The 13,266-nt window shown below is 42.7% G+C and carries 11 protein-coding genes; 2 read left to right on the forward strand and 9 right to left on the reverse strand.

Annotated elements, in window-relative coordinates; translation table 11 throughout:
• Window positions 1–249: 249 nt before the first annotated feature.
• The 8 genes from PVV65_RS05410 to PVV65_RS05445 all read right to left on the reverse strand — a co-directional run bounded on the left by PVV65_RS05410 (window position 250) and on the right by PVV65_RS05445 (window position 9,991).
• On the reverse strand, window positions 250–1,713 hold the full coding sequence (locus PVV65_RS05410) for a hypothetical protein (protein WP_273789503.1): 1,464 nt from the start codon (window positions 1,711–1,713) through the stop codon (window positions 250–252).
• Window positions 1,714–2,350: 637 nt separating this feature from the next.
• Window positions 2,351–3,046 (reverse strand): hypothetical protein, encoded by a 696-nt coding sequence (locus PVV65_RS05415; RefSeq protein ID WP_273789479.1) that lies wholly within the window; start codon window positions 3,044–3,046, stop codon window positions 2,351–2,353.
• 86 nt (window positions 3,047–3,132) lie between these two features.
• Entirely contained in the window at window positions 3,133–4,251 is a 1,119-nt protein-coding gene (locus PVV65_RS05420; protein WP_273755608.1) for a N4-gp56 family major capsid protein, read from the reverse strand.
• A gap of 320 nt (window positions 4,252–4,571) precedes the next feature.
• On the reverse strand, window positions 4,572–5,345 hold the full coding sequence (locus PVV65_RS05425; RefSeq protein WP_273789480.1) for a hypothetical protein: 774 nt from the start codon (window positions 5,343–5,345) through the stop codon (window positions 4,572–4,574).
• Window positions 5,346–5,744: 399 nt separating this feature from the next.
• The gene (locus PVV65_RS05430; RefSeq protein ID WP_404978393.1) at window positions 5,745–7,610 is read right to left on the reverse strand and encodes a portal protein; all 1,866 of its coding nucleotides are present in this window, start codon (window positions 7,608–7,610) and stop codon (window positions 5,745–5,747) included.
• Complete coding sequence (locus PVV65_RS05435) at window positions 7,595–8,956, reverse strand: PBSX family phage terminase large subunit (protein ID WP_273789482.1); 1,362 nt, start codon at window positions 8,954–8,956, stop codon at window positions 7,595–7,597. The genes PVV65_RS05430 and PVV65_RS05435 overlap by 16 nt, the downstream gene beginning before the upstream one ends.
• Window positions 8,957–9,383: 427 nt before the next feature.
• Complete coding sequence (locus tag PVV65_RS05440) at window positions 9,384–9,518, reverse strand: hypothetical protein (RefSeq protein ID WP_273755612.1); 135 nt, start codon at window positions 9,516–9,518, stop codon at window positions 9,384–9,386.
• 158 nt (window positions 9,519–9,676) lie between these two features.
• Complete coding sequence (locus tag PVV65_RS05445; RefSeq protein ID WP_273755613.1) at window positions 9,677–9,991, reverse strand: hypothetical protein; 315 nt, start codon at window positions 9,989–9,991, stop codon at window positions 9,677–9,679.
• A 785-nt stretch (window positions 9,992–10,776) separates the two neighbouring features.
• Here PVV65_RS05445 and PVV65_RS05450 point away from each other — a divergent pair.
• Entirely contained in the window at window positions 10,777–11,139 is a 363-nt protein-coding gene (locus PVV65_RS05450; RefSeq protein ID WP_273755614.1) for a helix-turn-helix transcriptional regulator, read from the forward strand.
• Between the two features lie 550 nt (window positions 11,140–11,689).
• The gene (locus PVV65_RS05455) at window positions 11,690–12,073 is read left to right on the forward strand and encodes a helix-turn-helix transcriptional regulator (protein ID WP_273789483.1); all 384 of its coding nucleotides are present in this window, start codon (window positions 11,690–11,692) and stop codon (window positions 12,071–12,073) included.
• Between the two features lie 698 nt (window positions 12,074–12,771).
• Here the strand turns inward: PVV65_RS05455 and PVV65_RS05460 are convergent.
• A complete protein-coding gene (locus tag PVV65_RS05460) occupies window positions 12,772–12,948 on the reverse strand; it encodes a hypothetical protein (RefSeq protein WP_273789484.1) in 177 nt (58 codons plus the stop codon).
• Window positions 12,949–13,266: the final 318 nt, after the last annotated feature.

Raw genomic sequence — 13,266 nt, forward strand, 5'->3', positions numbered from 1 at the left:
GAAGCCCCCTCCCTTGTGTCATAAGATTAAGAGAGCGGTCATAAGATTAAGAAAGCGCTTTTTTCATAAAAAACATGGTACAAACTCTTTCCAATCATAAAGAAGCATTAAGCCCTGCCTTATTCCTTTGATAAGGGCATGACACCCCCATCTGTCCTGTCCTTTGATGATCATAGCTTGGCTCTCACACATATCTTTTAATGATAAAAGTTCAGCCTCTCGCATGCTTATTTATTATAGGGGCTTAGCCTATCGCATGCCGGCTGGCATCAATTCCACATCAAATCCCGTGACATGGGTCCAATTCATCCCCTCAGGAATACGCAATTTAAAGCGATAAAACCGTGCCCTTGCGCGACAATGAATTTGTCCGGTATTATGAGAAGGTTGCTTTTCTGGCAACCAAATCGTTTCCTCTTCAAAAGATTGTCGAAAGCGCATTCCCACAGACAAATAAAATTTTCCACTATTGACTTGAGGCATAATATTTTTCACCCGTGTTATCATGCCATTTGTCTGCCCCATTTCTTGTGAAGTGACCACACAAGCCATAGGAGGACCAGAAAATGACCCCAGTCTACCCTTTTGATCAAATGCTCCTAGAATAGGTGATTCATTTTTCCACGCTTTACTATCAAGAGAAAAGGATAAATCATCAATATTCTTAGCGACAAAATCAAGACCTTCTAGCGTTGTTCCAGTCAAGAAAATGGGCAGGATCATTTTGATATCCACGAGAGCTTTTGTCCATTTTTGCAACCCCCAATCATAAATGAGCAAAATCCGTTTATGAAGGTTTTCATCGCTATCCACCATCCAATAAACACGATTATACACGCCATCGATCGCCGCAGACATGGTATAGAGATTACTCTGTCTTGACTTTGCGGTCATCATTCGATCAACTTTTTCAAAGCCAATGGGGATAATCTGTCCGTCATTTGCTATTTGATAAAAACCGCCCTCATCAGCAAAGAAAGCCAAATCACCACGACAAACAATTGATTCAGCATTTTTAGCCCCTCTTTTATCGTGGATTTTTTGGAAACTAAAAATAATCTTAGAGCCTGGGATAAAAGAGCCGGAATAGATTGCAGAACGCATAAAAATAATGGGATTTGTCGTCTCAGTTGCCCCTTGCACAAAACCGCCATCAGGAAAATCTTGATAATCGCAGCTTTTTTTCCCCACAGTCCAAAATTCTGCATCATTCAATCCCGACCAATGAACCCGTCTTGGATGTTCAGTTAATTTCATCAAACAAACGAAATCGCCCCAGACGCGAACGAGCCCTGCTTGTGGTGGATTTCCTCCTAAATTTCTAAATGTTTTATCATGAATAATATCGATCACTTGTGGTTTATCATTGGCATTCACCGCAATAATAAAATCACCAAACAAAGCAAAAGACCACGGCGCATCAATATTCGCCATATAAGCCTTTCCTTTTTGGCTTATATCTTTCCACTTCATTGTTGTATTATCAAGCAAGAAGATTTTTTCTCTTGTCCCAACAAGAATAGAAACGCCATTTTTTGTTTTAACCGCAAGAGCGCCTAAAATAGGCTCTGGACATGGCTCTGACAAAGGTTCAAAGTTTGGCATAGGGATATAAGAGCCATCCGCCGGGAGTACATTGACAAGTTCATCGGTAAAAATTCCATTGATATCCGCCACATCGGGTCGATAATCAGCAATTGGGAAAAAAGCCATCAAGCCCCCTACAAAATGTTTGAAGCCCCCAGTGCCAAAACACCAAGGCTTGCTCATTGAAACCACAAAACCCCTAGAATAAAGCTCTAAGGACATAAAATTGAATAAAATACGACTATAAGTTGCTAACCTCTCGAGAAAAATGATCCCACCCATCATGGCAAGCTTACCGCCCCCACCAACGCTCAACCAAAATCATTCCTCAGCACTTCCCAATACCAGCCGCCCCAATACCAGCCGCTAATGCCAGCACGCCCCCCCAAAGATTGAGAAAAAAGTGCCCCCCATAAATCTTTGAAGAACCCGTTCCATACAAGAGACCAAAGCCCTTTACATTTCAAGAAACATCAAGGTTGCTGTGGTTAAAACCACAAGAGCCCTTAAAACGAGAGCAAAAAAATCCCACAAATAAACAACCTACAGTTGATTTATTGCAAAAATATCCACGTCTACAAGCCCTCCCAACAGCGGCTCATCCTCAACACCTATTCCTCAAAGCCAATCTGGATCTCAAGACCAATCTAGACTCCAACACGCATGAAAGCCCCATGAAAGCCCCAAAGCGACGCTTAAAAACATAAGCACTCGTCCAGTCTTTAACGCCCATCTTAAGCATAAACAATTGAAAAAAAGCCTTTTAGAAATTCATTGGCTGAATCTTTGAAGAACCTTTTCTTCGTGATGTTTCAATACGCAAAGCTTGAAGCTGTTCTTGAAAATCTCTAAAAGAAACGGCAGCATATTCAGGATCTTTAAGGATATTTTTATAAAGTTCATATTTTGCCCGTGCTTTAATGAGATCAAAAGCATAAATCAACCAAGGATTATTGTCTTCTTTGAGCTGTTCATCGCTAATATGAATAGGCATATAAGAAAGCTGTACAGTTTCGACATTTTCTGGCGTTGGAAAGAGTCCTATTTTTTGATCAAGGCACGTATAAAAGAATGGTGTTCCTAACTCAGGATGCATACCATATTGCTGATGCAACACTTCCAAAGGCTTAAAAAATAATTTTGTTGGTGGTGTATTCTTTGTTGTTAAAAAGACTTCTTCCAAGCTTTTTTCTGATTCAATAAAAACGCCTTCTTCTTTTCCATACCATGTTTTCTCACTTTGTGTTTTGAACGTGCTTTTTCTCCTTTCATTAAAGAAAAAGGGTTCACGTTCACACAAACGCAAAGCTGTAACAATTGAATCTTGAATTTGCTGGGAATATTCAGCTGTTGTATCGTCAATTTCATCTTGAATAAGCGCGACCATAGAAGCAAAAGTTTGCGAGCGGTCTGAATGAGTAAGATCGCGATTGTTAGGATCACGAGATAAAGCGGTCATAAGCCTATCCTTTTTCTAGAAGTATTTTAAATTTTTCCCCCAACAGAACCCTCTTGTTGGGGGAAAGAAGGAAGCAAGCATTTGCTTTAAGCAGGTGCTCCATAAGTTGGGATAACAATTGTTCCAAAATCTTGAGCTCCTTGCGCACTTCCTGGCAAGGTAAAGCAGGTTTTTTTCATACCGATAATGGTTTTTGCTGCGACCCCAAATTCTCTTTCATAGTCGAAGAGCTCTTCCACCAATTTATAGCGTGTTGCCCCTCGATCTTTTCCAAAAGCGATCACAGCACTTTGCGCTCCAAGCAGCACCGCACGACGCACATTGGGGACAGCTTTATTTGCAGTTCCCGACTCAACCCCTTCGGTAATATGTTCAGCTTCGCGTAAAACAACACCATTATACATGCCCAAAGATCCATCATAGAGCGGATTTTTAATACGGCTTCCACTATAGATTGCCTTGGTAATGTCGAGCCATTGCCCGGCATCGGTATTGGTTCGCAATTGCGTTACTTGGGTTGGATGAAGATAAAGCACATAGACATTTTCCCCATCGATCCGCACGGGACGAATTTTAGGATTCGCTAATTTAGCCCGTTCAACCGCTTTATCGACCAGATCAAGATCAAAGGTATCATTTTCTTTTAAATCTTCATCTTTTGTTTTTCCATTAGGGCGCAAAACGCGTTTATCGGTTGGTGCCGTTGGGGCATTAAAGCCATAATGAACGGGTTTAAGTGTAATGGATCGTCCTTCAAAGTTAATGGATTTTGCGGTATATCCGCACACTTGAATGAAGAACATCATACTTAGGCGATCTGCATACCAATCCACCAAACCATTTTTTGCTTCCGTGCGCAAATCGTGGAGAATGCGTTGCTGATCGATAGTACCTTCATTTTTGACCCGCACCGCATGAACAAGCTCATTAATCGCCAAGCGATCATTGAGAAACTGTAGAGCTTCTTCATTTCCTTCCAATGTTTGCCCTTCACTGACCCCATCACCGAGCAACTGCACACGCAAATTAAAGCTAATGGAATCGCCACTTGCTTTTGTGGTTTCATCCTTTAACTGTACGATACTGTTTGAATCATTTCCAATTAACGGTGCAATCGGGATTGCTTTTGAGACTTCTTGATTTAAGAGTTTAGACCATGTGCGCACTGCCATTGGGTCATTGAGTCCGATATAAGTTACAGTCATTTTATCCTCGAAAAGTTTATTGACATAAAAAAACCCGGCAAAGTGCCGAGCGCTCAAAACACCACATTTCATTTCGATGGTGGCTTAAGTTGTTCTCGTGTGTTTTGGTTCTGTTAGCCTCTCGCCTCCCCCTGATAAGAGCTCTCCTTACCCCGCCTGTACTTTGAGAATATTCCCCCACGCGAGCCTCAAGCCCACGCATCTCCCTTCCGCATTTCACGCGCGAAAAACCCTCTCATGGGTCCAGCTAAAAGACATCTCCCACATCCCTGCTGCACCAGAAGCTTCCTCACATTTTCGCGTAAACACTATTCTTGTGATTAAAATTCTCTTCCCCCCATTAAACGATTAAAAGCCGCTTTATTTTTAGGATCAGCAACCCAAGTGCTAAATTCTGCTTCTGACATTTTATCCAGCATATCCAAAGAAATCGGCCCATTTGGCGTCAAGCCATTATAAGCAGCAAGAGTCCTTGCAGAATTGTGTCTTTCCTGCAAATTTTCCCCCATGTTATTCTGAACATTGCTATAGCCAAATTTTTGTGCAATCGTGTAAATCACTTCAGCCGGATTTTGGTTTTTTTGCGCACAATCGCGCAAGATCTGCTTCAATTCATCACCAATCCTTGCATCAATATTTTGGGGATCGGCCATCTCAGGATAAAGCGAAGCAAAAGCTGCCAACTGCTTCGCGCGCGTTTCATAAATAAAATCAGCCGCTTGATCAAAATCCTGGTGCTTTTGTTTAACACTTGCCACAGACTGCTGATAAAACGCCTGCAACTGTTCTGCTTCGCGAGCCGGGGAAGGTTGTTGTTTTTCCTGGAACAGCCCTTGTTTTTGAAGTGTTTTTCCCAACCATTGCATATAGCCCATAAAATCCTTTTGTGGATCTGGTGGTGCATTTTCTTCCCCCTGCACCTCTTTTCCGCCTTCTTGAGAAGATGGCTGTTGTTGAAGCTTTTGCCTGTGAAAATTTTCTTCCAACGTTTTTTCTTCTCTTCCACTTTCACCCTCTTCTCCCCCTTGCGTTGAGGCAAGAAAATCCTGTTTCAAATGGTTTTGTTCTTCCGGCGTTAAGTGTTCTTGATCCATGACATTAGCCTTTTCTTTTTTTTAAAAACAATACAATGAAATTTTTCCGATAAAACAGCCTATAAGCATTGATCCCCCCAAGGTGCTCTGCTCACATGATCTCCAACCTATCGATACCCCGCACACCCACACGAAGAAGGCAAGATACCTCCCACCCTGCCCCCCACCATAAACAACAAAGTTCTATCGAACATTTTCCCCAACATGCCCTTATCCCACAAAACAACGCTTCTCATCTTCTTACGATAAAGATAAAGAGAAGCGGCCATTGCACACGGCATAAGCAACACGAAAGATAGAAATTGATGGACACCCTTCCCTTGGATCACTTCCCTTGGATTACTTCCCTTGGATCAAATGTCTCCAACATTGCGCATTATAAAGCGTAATTATAAAGCGTCACTGTTGAGCATTTGCTCTTTGCAACATCTGCATCATCTGCTCTGCTCCGACACTCTGCCCCATTTGCGCTGAAGCATTTTTCTCTTCTTGGAGAGCATTTTGCGCCTTTATCGCAATTTTATGAATAAGTGAAGCCGGCAAAGGGGAATAGCGTAAGAGATCGAGCATAATCTCTGGTGTTGCAAAATTTTGCATCAAAGGAAGCAATTGCATAATCAATGCAAAAGTCCGCTCTTTTTCATTAAGACTTGTTGGTGCATCATCCACGACAATATCATATTCCAAACTTGTCACCATTTCGCGTGTTAAGGGTACATATTGGGCATTTTCATCCCCAGCAATACGCACCAACCGCCCATCGGAGAGATAATTTTGAATAAGATAGAGAATAATTTTCCCCTGTCGTTGCCGATATCGACGCAAAGCATCAAAAAAGGAAGCCAACAGATTAAGGGAAGATTGTCGGCGTTGTTGTTCAAGAATACCAGGCTGATTAACCGCTCGTGTTCCAATAAATTCAGAAGACAAGCCCGTCACCTGCTCGAGAGCACTCTTTGCTTCATTAAACAATTGGAAAAACCCTTGCGGGAATTGTGCCACTGGTTTAGGCTGGATTCTTCCACCAGACACAGCCCCACTTTTCAACCAAGTAATGCTATCGGCTCTAGCCCAACTCTCGATGGCTTGTCGATCATCATCAAAAGCATCACGTTCAGCCATAATCCCGCCTTTTGATTGGCTATTGAGCAAATGCATCACTTGACTAAAATATTTATTTGCCCACCGTTGTGGATCTTTTGTAGGGCGCACAAGCCCGTAAAAGTGCCGGCTTAATTTATCAAAAGTACCCGTAATACACTCCCATCCCAATTGACCTGCAGGGACCAAAGGCTTATCCGGGGCATCAAGCAACTTTCTCCCCAAAAATGCCCGTTTGACAATTTTTTTGGTCAACCTTGTTGCTTGAACATCTGGAAAGGCTTTACTTAAACTTTGAAAATCCTGCTCTGAATAATCGATAAATTGACCACTTTGCGGCTCGAGTACTTTATAAACCACCTCACGTTCAAACCAGCGACATTCAACCAATGTCACCATTTTAGGCCGTTGAGTGCTTATTGCCTCTCCTCCCTCTTCCAGATAAGCTCCTTCTCCTTGGTAGCTTTTTGTCATCCCACCGTTGGTTGAGTGTAAAAACCCCTGATGTTTCACCCAATCGGCATGAAGATCGCTCCAATGCACATGGGGAAACATTTGCTGCGCGACAGCCAAAGGTTTTTCATCAATATACCATAAACGTTGTGCATCAATAAGATTAGGCTTAACAGCACTAGCATCCCAAACCATTTTCATAGGATCCAGCCGCGCAATGATAGGTTTTCCTTGCGGATCTTCTTCATAATCAAGGCGTGTATCTGTCCAGCCCATACCGCAAATGATCGCATCTTGAAAAGCATCAGAATCTTCATATTCCCCATCAGCTTCATCGCGAAACCATTCAGCGGCCCCTGTCAGAATTTGGTTTGCAAAGGCAGCGCCTTCTTGTCGTGGAATAAATTGGACTTGTCGTTTATTATTGCGCTCAGCCCCAATGACAGCATTAATCAGCGGGGCAATACGGTTAAAAGTCATCACCGGTCTATTTTGTTCGTTCAAGACAGCCAAGTCTTGCTCATTCCATTGCCGCCCATTATAAAAATCGTAGTCTTCTTGGGCATTTTTTCGCCATTTTTCAACATGCGCAATATCGTCCTGATACCACCCCACGAGTTTTTTAAAAAGCGCTTGCTGTTCAAGCGTTTCGATTTGACCAAAAGAAGAAAAAGAAGAATCTGTAAGTATATTCATTAAAAAGCCATCCATGAAGTTTGAGAATGGAGAGAAGAGTGATAAGGTTTTTTTCGCGCTCTCGCATGGGGCTGTTCATAAGCCACACACATCAGTCCAAAGGCATCAGCCCCATGGCTTGCCCAATCATGTTCAGCGCCAAGACCAATATTGCGCTGTTCATCACGCTTTTCATGATACCAAGCGAGCGCTTTTCTGCCTGCAGCTGTTGTGTCACGATTAAACCATAGAGCAGGAAACAAACGCCTTACAGCTTCAATCCGCATTTTGACCGCGCCCGTTCCCTGATTAGGAATGATTTTGGTTTGAAAACCGGCTTGTTGGAGGGCACTTTCAAAACTGACATTATAAACACGATCTTTTGTTGCGCCATCATGGGGCAAAACCATGAGAGCCTTTTCATATCCCCTTTGAAAGATCCATCCCACATGTTCACAGAGTGGTTGACCTTGAGCTTCATAATAATCGAGCACACGAATTTCGCGTCCCACAAATTGCGCGACCCACAAGGCGGTTGCATCGGCTTTTGCACCGGTTCCTCCGATATCCCAAAAGATTTTCACCTGCATCAAAGGATCCCGTGGAACGGTGGTAATCCGCCCTTCCATTTCAGCTTCGAGCAAACATTTTTGATAATAAGCCCCCTGCACAGCTTGGAGATATTCGCCTTCCCAAATATGGTTATATTGTTCTGGTCTTTGCTGCAAATCATCCAATCGATCTCGATTAAGCTTTTCGGGAAATTGCGGATTATCACGCCAATTAATTTGTGCGCCTTTGATATTGGGATTATCGACATTTCGAAAACGTTTTTCCACGGGGGCATTTTCATGATATGGGTTCCAAGTAACCCATAATTCTGCATTCCAATCGTCTCCCTCTTCGCGCAAAGTTGGGATAAGGGTTTGCCAAGCGGTTTCAGTGACCGGCTCCGCCTCATCAACCCAGCAAAGGAACACCCGCCCCATTGATTTAATACTCGCGATATTTCGATCAAGCCCGGCAAACACATAAGAAATCCGCCCATCTTTTGATTTAATATATTTATCACCGATTTCATAATAATCTTGTAAAAAAGGATAAGATTCGATTGCGCGTTTAATTTCTTCCAAAGAGCTCTCATTGAGAGAATTTTGAAACTGTCGCGCACAAAGGATAATCCCGCGTTCTCCTGCCATTCCATGGCGATATCCCACCACAGCTGTCATCAAAGCAAAAGAGCGTGTTTTTCCAGAACCCCGTCCGCCCCAAGCGGCTCGGACATCCGCCTTTCCGGTAAAGACAGGAATAAGCTTTGGAATAAGAGCCACTTGAGCCGTTTTCTGCTCTATTTTTTGAGAAATTTTCTGAACCGTTGTCATGATAAATTTTTATACTTTAGCAACAATTGAGAGCAACAATTGAGCTCCACATTGTTGATAATGCCAATTTGATAATGCCAAATTTCATCATTCCAGAACCATTAAAAGAAAAAAGCTTATCTCAAAAGCGCTCTCTTCTCTTCAGCCAGATACGCAATGCATCCCGCTTTTTAGGCATTTCCTTTTTTTATACCCCCCCACTCCCCAAGGCGCGCGAAAAGCCCCGCCCCTTCAAACACCGCACTCCTGTCCCCCACAAAAGCACGGTATTCCTCCCCTCAATTTCACCGTTCCTTCACAAAAGCCCCTAAAATCTCAACATCACGCCCCTCACCCATCCCCAAACCTTAAAACACTTGTCGACCCCTCAAGAGCGCCCTAAAGCACGACCAACCGCCCATCACACCCTCTTAAAGTGTCACACTTCTCACCCATCAAAACGGTATTTTCTCATATCCCCTAAAACCCCTTGCACAAAAGCCTCTGTGCCCCACGACACCTTTATGGCATCATCCACCAAAGCCCCTCCAGCACACACCCTTGACGCCTCATCGCTCTCCACCGAACACCTTCCAGTATCACAAGCGCCTAACCAACCCGATAACCTCTAAACGCCCTTGACTATCATCATCCCTCAAAAAAAGCCCCCCCTTCCAAAACAGAAAACTTTCCTCACCCGCCTCATATTTTTCAATAGCACACGCTTATATTTCCTTAAGGTCACGCTTCAAGATCACACTTTTCCGATTGGGCTCCTTTTGATTTCACGGGAACAATCTCAATCCGCGAAATTGTTTTGACATTTCCTTCCTCACTCACCTGAAGAGGTAAAACTTTTGCCAACAGCGAAAAAAAAGGCACCGGATTATTCAGCGCATGATATTGCAGATAAGACACGAGTCCGTCTTCCCCATATTGAGATCCAGCCTGCTCAGCGGCTGTAAGTAAGGCTTCATTAAACCGCTTTGTTGTTTTATTCAAAGCCCCTTTTTTCCGTCCTCTTCGACGTAAGGGAAGACAATTTTTCTCAGCCATCATCATGTTCCTTTCAATCAAGAAAAACCAATTCCATGCCATGAAACAATGTCATGAAAATCAGCAACGAACCTTCAAAACACGCAACAATAAAAAAAGGAAAACCACCCCCAATAAGCCAAAAGCCCCAAGCAAAAAGCAAAAAGCTCGCATAATGCCGAAATCTTCACCCCCAAACCTCTGATCCCCTTCCATGCCCTCACAAAATGGCAACACGATCTAAAAGCCCATACAACGTGTAAATCCTCCACGTCCTAAAACTTCCCTAACCTTTTTTACAGATCCACACCTTTACGCTTTTGCGCCTTTACAGAAAAATCCTCCAAACCAACACCCCACACCACTTTAGTCAACACTAGTTTATTAACAACACAGCCTTATGGAGCAAAATATCCCCTACGCACTTCAGATTATCACCCTTCAAACGGATAGTTCTTCATAAAGCACGCCTTAATATCTCTGCTCTCTTCACAGCCCCTCAGAACAACACTGTTTTACGAGTGTGCAGCATAACAAGTATTTTATTTTTCTTGCCAATCTTTTGAAATTACTTTATCACTTAACAGATATTTTGATCGTCCACGCAACGGTCAATAAGGGAACTAAAAGCCCTAAACCCTAGCGTACAAATAAACCCACTTTTGTGGGTATCCCGGAATTCCGGGAGTTTTTGCTATGTCCAGGTGCTCGACCGCACTAAAAGCAAAAAAGCTGACTAGGGTTCAGTACTTTTAGACTCCCGGAATACTTATGCGAGGGCGCTCGCAACCGGCGGGGGGCATAAAGTGCAAACCAAAAATTCACATTTTAATGATATCTCTATTGGCAAAAGAATTCGTCATAGAAGAATTTCAATGCGGCTTTCTCAAAAGGAATTAGGAAGCCACTTAGGAGTGAGTTTCCAACAAATCCAAAAAGACGAAAAAGGCTTCAATCGTGTAAGCGCAGGGCGGTTACAAGAAATTGCCAAGCTACTGAAGGTTCCCATTACCTTTTTTTATGCAGATATTTCAAAAGAAGACATTCCAGAACATCACGCACACAATGAGAGAGAAATCTATAGCGAAAAGGAACAGACCCTTGTACAAAATTTTAGAGAGCTCCACCCTAAAAAACAAAAGGCAATTTTGTGGTTAATTTCCGATTAGATAAAAATGCCCACAAAGTCCCAATCCTTTGTTTCATTTTTACAGATCCACGCTTTTACGCTTTTGCGCCTTTACAGAAAAATTCTCCAAACCAACACCCCACACCACTTTAGTCAACACTAGTTTATTAACAACACAGCCTTATGGAGCAAAATATTCCCTACGAACTTCAGATCATCACCCTTCAAACGGATAGTCCTTCATAAAGCGCGCCTTAATATTCCTGCTCTCTTTACCACACCTCAGAACAACACTCTTTTACGAATGTGCAGCATAGGCAATATTTTAATTTTTCTTGCCAATCTTTTGAAACTCCTTTATTGATAAGTCTGTGTTTTTGATCGTCCACGCAACGATCAAATAGGGAGTTGAAAACCCGAACGCTCAGTACATAAATTTGTCCCACTGTTGTGGGTATCCCGGGATTCCGGGAGTTTTTGCTATGTCCAGGTGCTTAACAGCACTAAAAGCAAAAAGCTGACTGAGCTCAGTATTTTCAACCTCCCGGAATACCAATGCGAGGGCGCTCGCAACCGGCGGGGGGCATAAAGTGCAAACCAAAAATTCACATTTTCCAACCAAAAATTCACATTTTAATGATATCTCTATTGGCAAAAGAATTCGTCATAGAAGAATTTCAATGCGGCTTTCTCAAAAAGAATTAGGAAGCCATTTAGGTGTCAGTTTTCAACAAATCCAAAAATACGAAAAAGGTTTGAACCGTGTAAGCGCAGGGCGTTTACAAGAAATTGCCAAGCTACTGAAGGTTCCCATTACCTTTTTTTATGCGGATATTTCAAAAGAAGACATTCCAGAACATCACGCACACAATGACCAAGAAATCTATAGCGAAAAGGAACAAACCCTTGTACAAAATTTTAGAGAACTCCACCCTAAAAAACAAAAGGCAATTTGGTGGTTAATTTCCGATTAGATAAAGACGCCCACAAACATTATTCATCGCTCTCCCCCTGCACCTAAAGCTTTCGATATCGGATATCGCCCGTCTCCAATAATGTACAGCAGCTTCCCCCATAGAGAAGGACATCCCTCCACTTCAAACAACACCCTCTTGCAACACCGCCCCTTGTGCAGTCCCCTCTTGTTCAGCATCCCTCTTGTTCAGCCTCCCCTTGTTCAGCATCCCTTGACAACATCAAAGAGCAACAAGCAAAAAAACAATAAAATTTTGGAAAAAAACCTTGAGCACCCTCACCCCATTATCTTCTTACCCATCATCTTCACAATGCCATCTTCGCAAGAGCTCTTATGTGGGGGCTCTTATCTGCTCTGGTTTAAAGATACAATGCTGATTATGCCATTATGATACATTTTTACATTGACCTTGTCAAGTTTTTATATTGTTCTTTTAATATTTTGTGTCATTCTTTCTCATAATCATCTCTCTCATGCAACCAGAATGCCCAAAACATAAAGCACAAAATACAACATCATTATGTTGCTCATTCACACGTTTTTGAAAAAACATGGCCTTACTGCTTTTGCCATTTCACGACAGCGCGCTGTACAATAATGCTCCATACCTTGTGATCATAAAAACCAACCTCTCCCCCTTTCACTCTCTTCTCCATTTTTTAGTACCACGCCCCCTCCATCCCATTCTCTTCCATTTTAACACGCTCTCCTCCCTCTCTCTGCTTTCCTCTTCTCTCCCCTCAACGCACCAATACCGCCTCTCTTCATCCCAACTTGTGCTCTCCCCCCCCAACTTGTGCTCTCCATTCCACCCCATGACAAAAGCCCCAATACGCCCCCAAAGCCTACACAAACGCCCTCCAAAGCTGACACAACGCATAAGTTCCTCACATCCTTACACGTCCACTTCACTTTTACAGAACCACATTTTTACGCTTTTACAGCTTTACAGAATTCAGCTCAATGAAACATTTATCCACCTCGCGCACTGCTCTATCAAGAATCCAACATCTTAGAGCAAATTTCTCTGACCAACCACTCATGCAAAGCAGCACACCGTGAGCGCACCTCAAAAACGTTGTTTCATCAATTTCAACAAGCAAACTTTTCCTAAATATTCTTACACTCGTCCCCATGGGGATAAAGAATAAAAGTTCTTAAAAATACTGATCTACAAAAATCCAAACACCT

The organism is Bartonella sp. ML70XJBT (assembly GCF_028618425.1).
Taxonomy (GTDB): Bacteria; Pseudomonadota; Alphaproteobacteria; order Rhizobiales; family Rhizobiaceae; genus Bartonella.

Coding starts and splice junctions, on each gene's coding strand:
- PVV65_RS05415 (WP_273789479.1), bottom strand. CDS start 3,046: ATGACCGCTTTATCTCGTGATCCTAACAATCGCGATCTTACTCATTCA.
- PVV65_RS05425 (WP_273789480.1), bottom strand. CDS start 5,345: ATGGATCAAGAACACTTAACGCCGGAAGAACAAAACCATTTGAAACAG.
- PVV65_RS05410 (WP_273789503.1), bottom strand. CDS start 1,713: ATGGCTTTTTTCCCAATTGCTGATTATCGACCCGATGTGGCGGATATC.
- PVV65_RS05445 (WP_273755613.1), bottom strand. CDS start 9,991: ATGGCTGAGAAAAATTGTCTTCCCTTACGTCGAAGAGGACGGAAAAAA.
- PVV65_RS05420 (WP_273755608.1), bottom strand. CDS start 4,251: ATGACTGTAACTTATATCGGACTCAATGACCCAATGGCAGTGCGCACA.
- PVV65_RS05430 (WP_404978393.1), bottom strand. CDS start 7,610: ATGGATGGCTTTTTAATGAATATACTTACAGATTCTTCTTTTTCTTCT.
- PVV65_RS05435 (WP_273789482.1), bottom strand. CDS start 8,956: ATGACAACGGTTCAGAAAATTTCTCAAAAAATAGAGCAGAAAACGGCT.